We start from the raw sequence: 14,754 nt of genomic DNA, 5'->3' as shown, positions 1-14,754 counted from the left end.
GGAAGCTAGTTAATCTAGGATTGTATCAAAACAAAATAGTCTATTATGACTTAAAAGAAAAGAGACTTTACTTTTCAATTCTCGAAAGAACATCTAAGAATCACCATTACTACACTCTTGGACTCACTTTGCTATCTCTCCCCATTATTAGATTGCTGAATGGTTTAACCATTTTTGATATCCCTACTATCAAATATTCTAGCGTCATTCTATGTTCCTGTCTTTCCTTGCTCATAGGGAAATTTGTAGTTGACTATTATAACAAAGACTTGGATCTTTTTCCTGCATTGTTTACGGACCTTGAGTACTCAGAGTTTTTAGAAATAGCAAAGAAAAATGGAACTCTTGCTTTCTTATTTATTTGTATTAGTAGTATCAGTTTGATAGGTTCCTTGATAGCTTACCTAGTCTATGCAAAGTTTTTAGGATTGCTGATTTATTCTGTTCTTTTGTTCATTCTTTACATCTGTGTGGTAAATAATGTATATAGGCGGAATAAAGTGATTAAAAAACTAATTTGTTTGACGAATATCTAGTGAAGTTCTTCTGTATTTTCCATATGATTTGGTTGTGGAAGGTGAGAGATCATAGATAATTTATAAAAGGACTTAGAAAGAAGATAGAATTGGAACTAAGGGACACATTTTCAGATAAAAATAATATAAATGGACTAATTCAAGTTTTTCAAAAAGCTATTCAGGATTCTGAAAAAAGAATTCAAGCAATTGAACAGGATGAGAAAGAAGGAGTCCAAAAATTTTCTTTGGATAATAAAATTGTAATTTCTAATATAAGATCATCAATATATCGGTACCAAAAAGAAATTATGATAGCTACTTATACTGCAGGTTATTCAATTGAATACTTCAAGCGCGAGTATATTAAATATGTAAAGAGTTTACAAATATCTTGGCAAGGCAATTCTGGCTATGAACAAATGGTCTGGGCCCTCTCCATTGGGATTTTGTTAGATATTGATGAGGATATGTTTAATCAGCTAGTAGATTTGGTCAAGAAGGATGACCCAGAGGACTATTTGATTGACTATCTGATTCAATATCGTCGTCCAGAGTGGAAGATTCGACTGAATTATAATTTTCCAAAGCCTTATGGTTTTACCAGAAAAATTATTGAAGAAGAGGATTCTGAACAGGCACTCAAACTTCTCAGAGAATATGTAACCAAGAAATGGTACCAAGGGAGCAGAGATACAGGATGGTATAACTTACATCAAACCAATAACAGAAGTTATTATGGATACTGGTCCTTTGAATCAGGTGCTCTTTGCAAAATAAAGGGATTGGACTACAAGGAATTAGAAGGGCTTCCGTACTTTCCATATGATTTGGTTGCGGATGGTGAGACGGAAGAATCAGTCTCGTAGAGTGTTATTGATTAAATTTAAAAAAAGATTGGAGTAAATATGAGTAACAAAGTATCAATTATGCAAGAGATGTTTAAAAAAGAAGGCTCAGACGAACTCGTTCCTGCAGTAACCATTATATTGGATGGCCAAATTAGAAATATCATCGACGCCCTTTCAGAACAGAATGGCTATGAAGGCTATCCAGAAGCTATTTCAGAAATTCTTTTCAAAGGGATAGAAAGTATGATTAAAAAATAAATTGGAGAAAGATAATCCGAGAAAAAGAGAGCGAAAACCGCTCTCTTTTTGTGATATAATAGCCCTATGAGATTAGATAAATATTTAGTTGCCTGTGCTGTTGGTAGCCGGACGGAAGTCAAAAACTTTCTAAAGTCTGGGCGCGTGACGGTCAATGGGAAAAAGGAAAAATCTGCCAAACTGCAAATCAATGAAGACACGGACGAGATTTGTTTTGACGGGCAAAAGTTAGAGTACGAGGAGTTTGTTTACTATATGATGAACAAGCCCCAGGGGGTTATCTCAGCGACTGAAGACCCCAAACACAAGACTGTACTGGATTTGTTGGATGACTTGGCTCGTTCAAAGGAAGTTTTCCCAGTCGGTCGTTTGGATATTGATACGCATGGCCTCTTGCTCTTGACCAATGATGGCAAGCTAGCTCATGCTCTCCTTTCCCCTAAACGCCATGTGGATAAGACTTATCTGGCACAGGTCAAGGGGATTATGACCGATGCAGATGTTGAGGTCTTTGCGCAAGGGATTCCACTTAAAGACTTTACCTGCCAACCTGCTAAGCTGGAGCTTGTGTCTCTTGATACGGAAGAAAATCAAAGTCTGGTTCGCGTGACCATCGCAGAAGGGAAATTCCACCAGGTTAAACGGATGGTTGCCTACTGTGGTAAAGAAGTGGTGGACTTGCAACGTCTGACCATGGGAACTTTGACCTTGGATGAGGATTTGAAACGTGGAGAATGGCGTCGTTTAACCAAGAATGAGCTAGAAGCTTTGCTTGAGAGTGTTCAATAAACTGGATAATCGGAAAAGGAAGGGAGAATATCCCTGCCTTTTTCAGTTTTTGGTTGCTTCCTTTGTGAAAAGAGTTATAATAGACAGTAAGAAAAAAGGAGGATTTTATGAACGCGATTCAAGAATCATTTACAGATAAATTATTTGCCAACTATGAAGCAAATGTAAAGTACCAAGCTATCGAAAATGCTGCTAGCCATAACGGTATTTTTGCAGCCCTTGAGCGTCGTCAAAGTCATGTCGACAACACACCAGTTTTCTCACTTGATTTGACAAAGGACAAGGTCACTAACCAGAAAGCATCTGGTCGTTGCTGGATGTTTGCGGCCCTTAATACTTTCCGCCACAAACTCATCTCTCAATACAAACTTGAAAACTTTGAATTGTCACAAGCCCACACCTTCTTCTGGGACAAGTATGAAAAATCTAACTGGTTCTTGGAGCAAGTCATTGCGACTGCTGACCAAGAATTGACAAGCCGCAAGGTTAGCTTCCTACTCCAAACTCCACAACAAGATGGTGGTCAGTGGGATATGGTAGTTTCTCTCTTTGAGAAATACGGTGTCGTACCTAAGTCTGTTTATCCAGAGTCTGTTTCATCTAGTAGCAGCCGTGAGCTCAATGCAATTCTAAACAAATTGCTTCGTCAAGATGCTCAAATCTTGCGTGACCTCTTGGCTTCTGGCGCTGACCAAGCGACTGTTCAAGCTAAGAAAGAAGACCTCTTGCAAGAAATCTTTAATTTCCTTGCCATGTCACTAGGACTTCCACCACGTCAGTTTGACTTTGCTTATCGCGATAAGGATAACAACTACCAAAGCGAAAAGGGCATCACCCCACAAGAATTTTACAAGAAATACGTTGACCTTCCACTAGAAGACTACGTTTCTGTGATCAATGCTCCAACTGCTGATAAACCATACGGTAAATCATATACAGTTGAGATGTTGGGAAATGTCGTTGGAAGCCGTGCAGTTCGCTACATTAACGTACCGATGGAGCGCTTGAAAGAATTGGCGATTGCTCAAATGCAGACAGGAGAAACTGTTTGGTTTGGTTCAGATGTCGGCCAGCTCAGCAACCGTAAAGCTGGAATCCTTGCGACAGATGTTTATGACTTTGAATCAAGCATGGATATTCAACTCACTCAAGACAAGGCTGGACGTTTGGACTATAGCGAAAGCTTGATGACTCATGCTATGGTCTTGACAGGTGTTGATTTGGACGAAAATGGCAAATCAACTAAGTGGAAAGTTGAAAACTCATGGGGAGACAAGGTCGGTACAGATGGTTACTTTGTTGCCTCAGACGCTTGGATGGACGAATACACTTACCAAATCGTTGTCCGTAAAGAATTGCTGACAGCAGAAGAACGAGCTGCTTATGAAGCAGAACCAATCGTGCTTGCACCATGGGATCCAATGGGTGCTTTGGCAGAATAATTGAAAAAAAAGAATCAGATGATAAACCTGATTCTTTTTTTGTTTATACATTCTCACCGAGACTACATGATACCGAAGAAACGAGCTGCGATACCAACTGCAAAGAGGGCAAGGATGATTGTGATTGGAGATACTTTTTTCTTAAGCAACCACATGCAAAGGAAAGTAAGGAGAAGTCCCATCAATCCTGGAATCAATGAGTCCAACTGACCTTGAAGCGTTTGTGGTTGAACTCTATCTAGGCTCATGCCACTAAGCGCTTGACCAAGAATGCCCTTCAACTCAGCTCCTGTAACAGGACCTTCTGGGAAGTTGATGTAGGCACCTTCTGACAATTGTTTGCCTGGAAGGTTGATAGTGAAGTTGATGGATACCCAACGTTGTACAAGAACGGCAAGGATGAACATACCAAGGATAGATGCACCCTTAGTGATGTCTTTCAAGATACCACCTGACATGTCTTTAGTGATTTCAGATCCAGCCTTGTAACCAAACTCTTGTGTATACCAAAGGAATGACATACGGATTGCATTCCATCCAAAGAAGAAGAGAAGTGGTCCAACGATGTTACCAGTTGCAGCAAGTGATGCACCAAGGGCACCAAGGATCGGACGTACTGTAAACCAGAAGACTGGGTCACCGATACCAGCAAGAGGTCCCATCATACCGATCTTAACACCTTGGATAGCAGCGTCATCGATTTCAGTACCGTTTGCGCGTTCTTCTTCAAGTGCAAGAGTAACCCCCATGATTGGAGCAGCTACGTATGGGTGAGTGTTGAAGAACTCAAGGTGGCGCTCAAGAGCAGCAGCTTGGTCTTCTTTTTTAGTGTAAAGTTTCTTGATAGCTGGGATTAAAGAGTAAGCCCAACCCAAGTTTTGCATACGTTCGTAGTTCCATGAACCTTGAAGGAATTGTGAACGCCACCAAACTTTTTGGCGATCTGATTTTGATAATTGAATTTTTTCAGCCATGATTGTTCCCCTTTCTAGTAGTCTTCTAAGATATCACCAATTGGGTCGTTAGAAGTTGCAGCTCCTCCGCCACCGTTTCCACCTTGTTTAGAAAGGTTGAGGTAGATGAAGGCAAGGGCAACACCGATTACACCAAGGGCAATCAAAGTCAATTGAGAGATTGCTGCAAGAGCAAAACCGATAGCGAAGAATGGCCATACTTCACGAGTAGCCATCATGTTGATAACCAAAGCGTAACCAACGGCAACGACCATGGCACCACCAACAGCCATACCACCTTTAAGCCATTCTGGCATAAGTTCTAATACGCCTTGAACTGCTTCAGTTGGCATTGCAAGCAAGAGTGCAGCTGGGATAGCAATACGTAGACCTTGAAGAGCAAGGGCAAAGTAGTGAGCACGCTCAACAGCTGCAATATTTCCTTCTTTAGCAGCAGCATCTGCAGTGTGAACCAAACCAACTGAGATTGTACGAACAATCATAGTCAAGAAAAGTCCAGCTACGGCAAGCGGGATAGCAGTTGCAGTTGCGACTGCGATACCTTCAGTAGTAAAGTTACCACCTTTAATCATGATGATTGCAGCAGCAACAGAGGCAAGAGCAGCGTCGGGAGCAACTGCAGCACCGATGTTTGCCCAACCAAGGGCGATCATTTGAAGAGATCCACCAAGCATAACCCCTGCTTCGAGGTTACCAGTTACAAGACCGATCAGGGTACATGCTACGATTGGTTGATGGAATTGGAATTGGTCGAGGATACCTTCAAGACCTGCGAAGAAGGCAACAACTACAACCAAGATAGCAGAAATGATTGAAATATCTGACATGGTTTTATTCCTTTTCTATTTAATGTTAATTATTGAACGTTAGCTTTGCTAATCAAGTCAAACAAATCTTTTTTAGTGTCGTTTGGAACTTTACGTACGTCAAATTCAACACCGAGGTCACGCATTTTTTCAAATGTAGCAACGTCGTCTTTGTCCATTGACAATACGTTGTTGACCATTGTTTTACCAGTTGAGTGAGCCATTGATCCAACGTTAAGAGTCTTGATTGGCACACCGCCTTCGATAGCACGAAGAGCATCTTGAGGAGTTTCAAACAAGATAAGGGCGTGAGTATCACCAAAACGAGGGTCTTTTGCAACCTCAATCAATTTTTGGATTGGAACAACGTTAGCCTTCACTCCGTTTGGAGCCGCTTGTTTGATCAATTCTTTACGAAGGTCGTCCTTCGCTACGTTATCTGAAGCAACGATGATACGGTCTGCTTTTGAGTCTGGTGTCCAAGCAGTTGCGACTTGTCCGTGAAGAAGACGTGTGTCAAGACGTGCAAGGTTGATTTTCAATTTACCGTCTCCGATAACAGTTCCTTCTGGGATAGCAGCTTGGGCTGCAGGAGCAGCTGCAGCAGTTGCAACTTCCTCAGCTGGATTAAGCTCTTCTGGAAGAGCCTTGATGCCATCTTTGGCTTCTTTAATGATGTTCGCAGCGACTTTATCCACTCCTGCATTAGCATCCATCAGGCGCTCAGTGTAGGCTTGAATCAACATCGGCAAGTTAAGTCCAGTGATGATGGCAAATTTACGCTCAGGATTTTCTCCCATTACGCGGCTAGCTTGGTTAAATGGAGAACCACTCCAAAGGTCAGCCAAGACTAGAACCTCATCTTCTGCGTCAAATGCAGCCACAGCATTGTTGAATTTTGCGTATAAATCATCTGGGCCTTCGTTTGGCATAAAGGTTACAACTTGAACCTTTTCTTGTTCACCAAAGATCATAGATCCTGACTGATGAATACCCGCGGCAAATTCACCGTGGCTCGCAATAATGATTCCGATACTCATTATTGTCATTCCTCCTTATAAAATGATTGACTTGTAGTTTAAGATAACTTTAAGACTCTTTAAGTATAAACCGTTTTCAGTAAAAAATCAACTACTTATGATAAATCCAAAAAAGTAGCGTGACAAACCTATTAATATAGATGTTGATATATCAATATTTAGTAATTTTGTCTAGAGAATAGTAAAAAAATTTAATATAAAAAAGTCATAGTACAGAAATCGACGAACCAGAACTCTGTATCTTAGTTCCAGACCCTTATACTTCAACCATTGGATGCTTAAAGAATGTGGATAGAAAATGACGTTTTCGTCAATAGTGTTCTTGAGCGTTAAAAAAAGAACTTTAAGTTCAATAAATTGCTATGTCAAAATTTTATTGCTAAAAAACGAGGCGGGATCTTTTGTCCCTACCTCGTTTTGCTATTTATTATCTATCTTAATGAGTAAAGTCTAGAACCATGCGACCTTGGATGGTACCAGCAGCCATTTCATCAAAGACAGCAATGGCATCTTCGACAGGCCGTTTTTGAACGACTGGAACAACGAGACCTTCAGCACCAAATTGGAAAGCTTCTTCCAAATCTTTACGTGTACCAACAAGGGAACCGATGACCTGAATACCGTCAAGAACTGTTTTAACGATACTTAGATCCATCATTTCTGAAGGGAGTCCGACAGCTACTACACGACCACCTGCACGAACAGAGTCAACTGCTTGGTTGAAGGCAACTTTTGATACAGCTGTTACGACAGCTGAGTGAGCACCACCGTTTGTTTTTTCTTTGATAAGGCCTGGAACATCTTCGACTTCAAGACCATTAATCACGATATCAGCACCGACTTCTTTAGCTAGAGCAAGTTTATCGTTGTTAATATCTACTGCGATAACGTGAGCGTTGAATACTTTTTTAGCGTATTGAACAGCTAAGTTGCCAAGTCCTCCAGCACCATAGAGTACAACCCATTGGCCTGGCTCAACTTTTGCTTCTTTAATAGCCTTGTAGGTGGTAACACCGGCACAAGTGATTGAAGAGGCTTGGGCTGGATCGAGACCTTCTGGAACTTTAACAGCATAATCTGCAGTTACGATACATTGTTCAGCCATACCACCATCAACTGAGTAGCCAGCATTTTTTACTGTACGGCAAAGGGTTTCGCGTCCGGTTGTACAATATTCACACATGCCACAGCCTTCAAAGAACCAAGCTACGCTGACACGGTCGCCAACTTTTAGGCTCTTAACATCAGGAGCGATTTCTTTTACGATACCAATCCCTTCGTGACCGAGAACACGTCCTGGAACTTTTCCAAAGTCACCATGGGCAACGTGGAGGTCTGTATGGCAAACACCACAATACTCAACTTCAACAAGTGCTTCGCCAGTTTCGAGCGGACGGAGCACTTTTTCTTCAATAGCAACACCAGTGCTTTCTGGATTTACAACAACAGCTTTCATAGCTATCCTCCTTGGTTAGTAGTTGAGGCGCAGAGGAAAAGGGGCTTACCTTAAATCGTGATTCAAGTGAAGTCAAATTTGAACTGCCCTCTTTTTTGTTTATATGTGAATTATATCACGATATTTAATATAATACAAGGAGATTTATGCAAAAATATATGAAATCGCTTAACTGGTTGATAAGTATGTGAAATTTGAACAATAATATCTGGTGTTTTTATATAAAATTTCATATAAAGAGGAATTTGTTTGGTCTCAAATATAGGGAGCGAGGTTGCAAACAGATTTTCTAAGATCCATCTCTAGGAGTTTTTGGTATAATAGAGAGTAATTTATTTTCTAGTATGAGAAGTTAGAGTGAGAGGTATGTATGTCCCCTTCAATTCAGTTATTAAAAGATCGCTATTTAAAAAATATCAAAGAAAATCCAGATCTCTATATTGGGATAGAGTTGGAGTTTCCTATCGTTCATACGAAAGGCCAACCTACAGATATTGAAGTCAGCAAGGACTTGTTGCGCTTTTTGGTGGATGCTCTCAGTCTGGAAGTTGAAAAGGCAGACCAGGAGGGCAATCCGATTCAACTTGTAGAACCGACGAGTCAAGATCGAATTCTGTTTGAGGTTTCCTACACGACCTTGGAATTTGCCTTTGGTAGGGCTCAGAATATCCAAGAGGTTGAAGGGCGTTTTCTGGCCTATATGAAGGTAATCCAAGAAAGGCTAGGCGAAAAGGACCATGCTATCCAAGGTTGGGGGATTCACCCAAACTGGAATCAAAATGACAATCGACCTGTGGCTTATCCACGCTATCAGATGCTGATGGATTATCTGAGTATGGGGACTCACCAAGAAAGTGCGCATTTACATGACTTTCCGCAATACGGAGCCTTCATCTGCGGGAGTCAAGTCCAGTTGGATGTTTCGACCGATAACTACCTACGTGTCATCAATGCTTTCACACAGATAGAGGCAGCCAAAGCTTACCTGTTTGCCAATTCTGAGTTTTCTGGAGCGGACTGGGACACCCAGATTTCACGAGATATTTTTTGGGAAGACTCCATGCATGGGATTTATCCAGAGAATGTTGGTGTCAATACCAGACTCTTTAAAGATGAGGATGATTTCTTTGATTATTTAGACCATTCTGCGATTTTTACAGCAGAACGAGATGGAGAAACCTACTATTTTTCTCCGATTCGAGCTAGAGATTACCTAGCTACTGACGAGATTCCTGCCTATACTCTAAATGGGAAAGAAACACTTCTTGTCCCTCAAGAGAAGGATTTCCAAACGCACCGTAGCTACCAATTCCAAGATTTAACAACTCGAGGAACGGTCGAATTTCGGAGTGTTTGTACCCAGCCACTAGACCGCACTTTTGCTTCAGCAGCCTTTCATCTAGGTTTGTTGGTGAATCTTGACAAGCTTGAAGCTTACCTAGAAACAGCTCCTTTCTTTGAAAGTTTTGGTCGTGACTACAAGTCTTTGAGAAGACAATTTTCTAAGAAACACCTCACAGATGAAGAAACAGCTGGGATTGTCCAGTTCTCCAAAGACTTGCTAGCGATAGCAGAGAAAGGACTTGAGATGAGAGGGCAGAGTGAAACGACTTATTTAGAACCTTTGAAAGAAGAAATGGACGTATAAATTTCTTATAACGGAAGAATTTTCTGAAAAATCATGTTATAATGAATGAGACTATAGATAAAGGATAGAGATTTATGACATTAGTTTATCAATCAACGCGTGATGCGAACAATACAGTAACAGCTAGCCAAGCGATTTTGCAAGGCTTGGCAACAGATGGAGGCTTATTTACTCCAGTTAGTTATCCAAAGGTGGACTTGGATTTTGACACATTGAAAGACGCTTCTTACCAAGAAGTAGCTAAGCTTGTCTTGTCAGCCTTTTTGGATGACTTTACAGCAGAAGAGTTGGACTACTGTATCACCAACGCCTATGACAGCAAGTTTGATACACCAGCAATTGCCCCTCTTGTAAAACTTGATGGCCAATACAACTTGGAACTTTTCCACGGTTCAACCATTGCCTTCAAGGATATGGCCTTGTCTATCTTGCCTTACTTTATGACAACGGCAGCTAAGAAACACGGCTTGGAAAACAAGATTGTCATCTTGACAGCAACATCTGGAGATACTGGGAAAGCTGCTATGGCAGGATTCGCGGATGTCCCAGGTACTGAAATTATCGTTTTTTATCCAAAAGACGGTGTCAGCAAGGTACAAGAGTTGCAAATGACCACTCAAACGGGCGAAAATACCCATGTTATCGCTATTGATGGAAACTTTGACGATGCTCAGACTAATGTGAAACATATGTTCAATGATGTGGCTCTTCGTGAAAAATTAGCAGCCAACAAGCTCCAGTTCTCATCAGCTAACTCTATGAATATCGGTCGTTTGGTACCACAGATTGTCTACTATGTGTATGCCTACGCTCAGCTTGTTAAAACTGGTGAGATTAAGGCTGGTGACAAGGTTAACTTCACCGTACCGACAGGAAACTTTGGGAATATCTTGGCTGCCTTTTATGCGAAGCAAATTGGCCTACCAGTCGGCAAGTTAATTTGTGCTTCAAATGACAACAATGTCTTGACAGATTTCTTTAAAACTCGTGTTTATGACAAGAAGCGTGAGTTTAAGGTAACCACTAGCCCATCTATGGATATCTTAGTGTCTTCAAACTTGGAGCGCTTGATTTTCCATCTTTTGGGAAATGATGCGGTTAAGACAGCTGAACTTATGAATGCTTTGAATAACCAAGGTCAGTATGAATTGACAGATTTTGATGCAGAGATTCTTGACCTTTTTGCAGCAGAGTATGCGACTGAAGCAGAAACAGCAGCAGAAATCAAGCGTGTTTATGAGGCAGATGCTTATATTGAGGACCCTCATACAGCAGTTGCTTCGGCCGTATATAAAAAATACCAAGCGGCGACAGATGATGTGACTAAGACCGTGATTGCTTCAACAGCTAGTCCTTATAAATTCCCAGTAGTTGCAGTAGAAGCTGTAACAGGGAAATCAGGTTTGAGCGACTTTGAGGCCTTGGCTCAGTTGCACGAAATTTCAGGAGTGGCAGTGCCACCAGCAGTTGATGGCCTTGAAACAGCTCCAGTTCGTCACAAGACAACTGTTGCAGCGGCAGATATGCAGGTGGCAGTAGAATCTTATCTAGGACTTTAAGACAGAGGAAGTAAACTCGGTTGGGAAACTAACTGAGTTTCTTTTCATCAGGAGGAAGGATTGTTTAAGAAAAATAAGGATATTCTCAACATAGCTTTACCTGCCATGGGTGAAAATTTCTTGCAGATGCTCATGGGGATGGTAGATAGCTACTTGGTAGCTAATCTGGGGTTGATCGCCATTTCGGGTGTGTCTGTAGCTGGAAATATTATCACCATTTATCAGGCTATTTTTATTGCCTTGGGAGCAGCAATTTCTAGTGTTATATCAAAAAGTTTGGGACAGAAAGATCAGTCTAGACTAGCCTACCATGTGACAGAAGCACTTAAGATTACTCTGCTACTGAGTTTGGTTTTAGGTGTCTTATCCATCTTTGCAGGTCAAGAGATGATTGGTCTTTTAGGTACTGAACAGGCTGTGGCTGAAAGTGGTGGCTTATACCTATCTTTAGTTGGTGGGACAATCGTTCTCCTGGGCTTGATGACTAGTCTAGGAGCCTTGATTCGCGCTACCCACAATCCTCGACTGCCGCTTTATGTTAGTTTTTTATCCAATGCTTTAAATATTGTTTTTTCAAGTGTCGCCATTTTTATCCTTGATATGGGGATAGCTGGTGTAGCTTGGGGAACTATTTTGTCACGTTTGATCGGGGTTGTAATTTTGTGGTCACAATTAAAACTTCCATATATGAGACCGACGTTTGGACTGGATAAAGACCTTCTGACCTTGGCTTTACCTGCAGCGGGAGAACGTCTCATGATGAGGGCTGGTGATGTAGTCATAATTGCCTTGGTTGTTTCCTTTGGGACGGAGGCAGTCGCGGGAAATGCTATCGGTGAAGTTTTGACTCAGTTTAACTACATGCCCGCTTTTGGTGTTGCTACGGCTACAGTCATGCAGGTAGCTCGAGCAGTAGGGGAGAATGATTGGGCAAGGGTGGACAGACTAAGTAAGCAAACTTTTTGGCTGTCTTTCTTTCTCATGTTGCCTTTAACACTTAGTATCTATGCTCTCGGGACACCACTAAGCTATCTCTACACCAGCGATCCTGTGGCTATCAAAGCCAGTGTTTTAGTGACTCTTTTTTCACTTTTAGGGACTCCTATGACAACGGGGACGGTTATTTATACAGCTGTCTGGCAAGGTTTGGGAAATGCCCGACTTCCCTTTTATGCGACAAGTATTGGAATGTGGTGCATCCGTATTGGAACTGGTTACCTGATGGGAATTGTTCTTGGATGGGGTTTGCCTGGTATCTGGGCAGGAACGCTTTTGGATAATGGTTTCCGTTGGATTTTCCTACGCTATCGTTACAAATCTTATATGACATTGAAAGGATAAGAAATGCAAGAAACGGCTTTTATTTGGGATTTAGACGGGACCTTATTGGACTCCTATGAAGCTATTTTGTCAGGGATTGAGGAAACCTATGCACTGTTTTCCATTCCTTTTGACAAGGAAAAAGTTCGAGCTTTTATCTTGAAATACTCTGTCCAGGATTTACTAGTGCAAGTGGCAGAAGAAAGAGGCTTGGATGTTGATAGGCTCAATCAAGTCCGTGCTCAGAGCTTGGCTGAAAAGAATGCCCAGGTCATCTTGATGCCGGGGGCGCGCGAGGTTTTAGCCTGGGCAAATCAGCAAGGAATTCAGCAATTTGTCTACACCCACAAAGGCGATAATGCCTTGACTATTTTACGAGATTTGGGATTGGATGTTTATTTCACAGAAATTTTGACAAGCCAGAGCGGTTTTGCTCGTAAACCAAGTCCAGAAGCAGCGACCTACCTTATCAGCAAATACCATTTAAAACCAGAGCGCACCTATTATATAGGGGACCGTACTTTGGATATCGAGTTTGCTCAGAGTAGTAGCATTCAGAGTATCAATTTCCTTGGAACTCCGGTGGATTGCAATCATCAGATTTCTTGTTTAGCGGATATTCCTTCTCTCTCTTTATGAAAGAGAATATGTCAGCTTTGTGACAAAAATCATACAAACTATTTCAATTAATGTAGTTTGTTACAGAGCTTAGACAGTTTTATTAAATAGCCCCCAAAGGGCTTTTTTTCTTTTTTCTTTATGTTATGATAGAAAGGTACTACATTTGAAAAGGAGTTTGAATAGTATGAAGAAACGAATTATTTTAGCATCAACAGTAGCTCTATCACTTGCCCCTACCTTGGCGACTCAAGCAGAAGAAATTGTATGGTCACCACGTTCAGTTGAGCAAATTCAAAACGATGTTGCTAAAAGCGAAAATAAAACAAGTTACACAATTAAGTACGGAGATACCCTAAGCACGATTGCAGAGGCTTTGGGAGTAGACTTAAATGTCCTTGCAAACTTGAACAAAATCACAAATATTGACTTGATTTTTCCAGAAACTGTACTGACTACAACTGTGAACGACAATGAGGAAGTAACAGAGGTTGAGATTTATACACCTCAAGAAGTTGGTTCTGATGTAGCAAGTGCAACAGCAGATTTAACAACGAATCAAGTAACAGTAGATGAACAAACTGTTCAAGTCGAAGATTTGACACAACCAGTTGAAGAAACAACGACTACTGTTGAGGAGACAACTACAACAGAAGCAACAACTGGAGTTGTAGCAGAAACTACAGTATCGTCAGAAGCAACAACTGAAGCTGCGGCACCTGTCGTTGAAGAAACAACTACGGTCGCTGAACCAACAACTACAGTTGAGGAAACAACTACGGTCGCTGAACCAACAACTACAGTTGAGGAAACAACTACGGCTGCTGAACCAACTACAACAGTTGAGGAAACAACTACGGCCGCTGAAACAACTACAACAGTTGAAGAAACAACGACTACAGAAGCAACAACTGAGGCTGTAACAGAAGCTCAATCGGCTCCAGCAACTTACCAAGCTGAACCAAGTCAAGGTGCATCAGCAACTTATACAGCACCAGCGGCTCCTGATTATGCAACTATTGCAGCAACAAAATCTGAAAATGCAGGTCTTCAACCACAAACAGCTGCATTTAAAGAAGAAGTAGCTAACTTGTTTGGTATCACATCATTTAGTGGTTACCGTCCAGGAGATCCAGGTGACCACGGAAAAGGTCTAGCGATTGACTTCATGGTCCCAGTTAGCTCAGCTCTCGGTGACCAAATTGCAGATTATGCTATCCAAAATATGGCTAGCCGTGGAATCAACTACATCATCTGGAAACAACGTTTCTACGCACCATACGATAGCAAATACGGACCAGCCTACACTTGGAATCCAATGCCAGATCGTGGTAGCGTAACAGAAAACCACTATGACCACGTTCACGTATCAATGAACTAATAATGAATGAGAAGTTGGGAACTGATTCAGTTTCCACTTCTTTTTTCTATTTCGATTGCTTAGGTAGTGAAAAAATCCAGGCATAAATATAGATGAA

At 41.4% G+C, this 14,754-nt stretch carries 13 protein-coding genes; 9 read left to right on the top strand and 4 right to left on the bottom strand.

What is annotated here, in order from left to right:
* The first annotated feature begins 625 nt into the window (after positions 1-625).
* The 4 genes from AB2B47_RS03680 (at position 626) to pepC (ending at position 3,855) form a co-directional block, all read left to right on the top strand.
* Positions 626-1,384 (top strand): PoNe immunity protein domain-containing protein, encoded by a 759-nt coding sequence (locus AB2B47_RS03680; RefSeq protein WP_320693656.1) that lies wholly within the window; start codon positions 626-628, stop codon positions 1,382-1,384.
* Between the two features lie 39 nt (positions 1,385-1,423).
* Complete coding sequence (locus AB2B47_RS03675) at positions 1,424-1,624, top strand: hypothetical protein (protein WP_006153032.1); 201 nt, start codon at positions 1,424-1,426, stop codon at positions 1,622-1,624.
* Between the two features lie 66 nt (positions 1,625-1,690).
* The gene (locus AB2B47_RS03670) at positions 1,691-2,413 is read left to right on the top strand and encodes a pseudouridine synthase (protein WP_006152919.1); all 723 of its coding nucleotides are present in this window, start codon (positions 1,691-1,693) and stop codon (positions 2,411-2,413) included.
* A gap of 107 nt (positions 2,414-2,520) precedes the next feature.
* On the top strand, positions 2,521-3,855 hold the full coding sequence (pepC, locus tag AB2B47_RS03665) for an aminopeptidase C (RefSeq protein ID WP_006152794.1): 1,335 nt from the start codon (positions 2,521-2,523) through the stop codon (positions 3,853-3,855).
* 62 nt (positions 3,856-3,917) lie between these two features.
* Here the strand turns inward: pepC and AB2B47_RS03660 are convergent, their stop codons facing one another.
* From AB2B47_RS03660 to adhP, 4 genes are all read right to left on the bottom strand, one after another.
* Complete coding sequence (locus AB2B47_RS03660) at positions 3,918-4,829, bottom strand: PTS system mannose/fructose/sorbose family transporter subunit IID (RefSeq protein WP_006152880.1); 912 nt, start codon at positions 4,827-4,829, stop codon at positions 3,918-3,920.
* 14 nt (positions 4,830-4,843) lie between these two features.
* Complete coding sequence (locus AB2B47_RS03655; protein ID WP_006151319.1) at positions 4,844-5,656, bottom strand: PTS mannose/fructose/sorbose transporter subunit IIC; 813 nt, start codon at positions 5,654-5,656, stop codon at positions 4,844-4,846.
* Positions 5,657-5,685: 29 nt separating this feature from the next.
* Positions 5,686-6,675, bottom strand: coding sequence for a PTS sugar transporter subunit IIB (locus AB2B47_RS03650; RefSeq protein ID WP_006152940.1), 990 nt, complete (start codon positions 6,673-6,675; stop codon positions 5,686-5,688).
* Between the two features lie 436 nt (positions 6,676-7,111).
* Positions 7,112-8,131: an alcohol dehydrogenase AdhP gene (adhP, locus tag AB2B47_RS03645; RefSeq protein ID WP_251937337.1), complete on the bottom strand. Its 1,020-nt coding sequence runs from the start codon at positions 8,129-8,131 to the stop codon at positions 7,112-7,114.
* 370 nt (positions 8,132-8,501) lie between these two features.
* On the opposite strand from adhP, the gene AB2B47_RS03640 reads away from it, so the two are divergent.
* The 5 genes from AB2B47_RS03640 to AB2B47_RS03620 all read left to right on the top strand — a co-directional run bounded on the left by AB2B47_RS03640 (position 8,502) and on the right by AB2B47_RS03620 (position 14,657).
* Positions 8,502-9,779: a hypothetical protein gene (locus AB2B47_RS03640; protein ID WP_006152988.1), complete on the top strand. Its 1,278-nt coding sequence runs from the start codon at positions 8,502-8,504 to the stop codon at positions 9,777-9,779.
* 74 nt (positions 9,780-9,853) lie between these two features.
* The gene (thrC, locus tag AB2B47_RS03635; RefSeq protein WP_006152891.1) at positions 9,854-11,338 is read left to right on the top strand and encodes a threonine synthase; all 1,485 of its coding nucleotides are present in this window, start codon (positions 9,854-9,856) and stop codon (positions 11,336-11,338) included.
* 60 nt (positions 11,339-11,398) lie between these two features.
* Entirely contained in the window at positions 11,399-12,679 is a 1,281-nt protein-coding gene (locus AB2B47_RS03630; RefSeq protein WP_006152832.1) for an MATE family efflux transporter, read from the top strand.
* A 3-nt stretch (positions 12,680-12,682) separates the two neighbouring features.
* On the top strand, positions 12,683-13,297 hold the full coding sequence (locus AB2B47_RS03625) for an HAD family hydrolase (protein WP_006153136.1): 615 nt from the start codon (positions 12,683-12,685) through the stop codon (positions 13,295-13,297).
* 166 nt (positions 13,298-13,463) lie between these two features.
* Positions 13,464-14,657, top strand: coding sequence for a LysM peptidoglycan-binding domain-containing protein (locus AB2B47_RS03620; protein WP_006152904.1), 1,194 nt, complete (start codon positions 13,464-13,466; stop codon positions 14,655-14,657).
* The last annotated feature ends 97 nt before the right edge of the window (positions 14,658-14,754 follow it).

This window comes from Streptococcus wuxiensis (assembly GCF_040888245.1).
Classification (GTDB): domain Bacteria; phylum Bacillota; class Bacilli; order Lactobacillales; family Streptococcaceae; genus Streptococcus; species Streptococcus wuxiensis.
This window is presented reverse-complemented; position numbering and strand designations above follow the sequence as displayed.

Coding starts and splice junctions, on each gene's coding strand:
- AB2B47_RS03625 (WP_006153136.1), top strand. CDS start 12,683: ATGCAAGAAACGGCTTTTATTTGGGATTTAGACGGGACCTTATTGGAC.
- AB2B47_RS03655 (WP_006151319.1), bottom strand. CDS start 5,656: ATGTCAGATATTTCAATCATTTCTGCTATCTTGGTTGTAGTTGTTGCC.
- adhP (WP_251937337.1), bottom strand. CDS start 8,131: ATGAAAGCTGTTGTTGTAAATCCAGAAAGCACTGGTGTTGCTATTGAA.
- AB2B47_RS03660 (WP_006152880.1), bottom strand. CDS start 4,829: ATGGCTGAAAAAATTCAATTATCAAAATCAGATCGCCAAAAAGTTTGG.
- AB2B47_RS03620 (WP_006152904.1), top strand. CDS start 13,464: ATGAAGAAACGAATTATTTTAGCATCAACAGTAGCTCTATCACTTGCC.
- AB2B47_RS03650 (WP_006152940.1), bottom strand. CDS start 6,675: ATGAGTATCGGAATCATTATTGCGAGCCACGGTGAATTTGCCGCGGGT.
- AB2B47_RS03670 (WP_006152919.1), top strand. CDS start 1,691: ATGAGATTAGATAAATATTTAGTTGCCTGTGCTGTTGGTAGCCGGACG.
- thrC (WP_006152891.1), top strand. CDS start 9,854: ATGACATTAGTTTATCAATCAACGCGTGATGCGAACAATACAGTAACA.
- AB2B47_RS03675 (WP_006153032.1), top strand. CDS start 1,424: ATGAGTAACAAAGTATCAATTATGCAAGAGATGTTTAAAAAAGAAGGC.
- pepC (WP_006152794.1), top strand. CDS start 2,521: ATGAACGCGATTCAAGAATCATTTACAGATAAATTATTTGCCAACTAT.
- AB2B47_RS03640 (WP_006152988.1), top strand. CDS start 8,502: ATGTCCCCTTCAATTCAGTTATTAAAAGATCGCTATTTAAAAAATATC.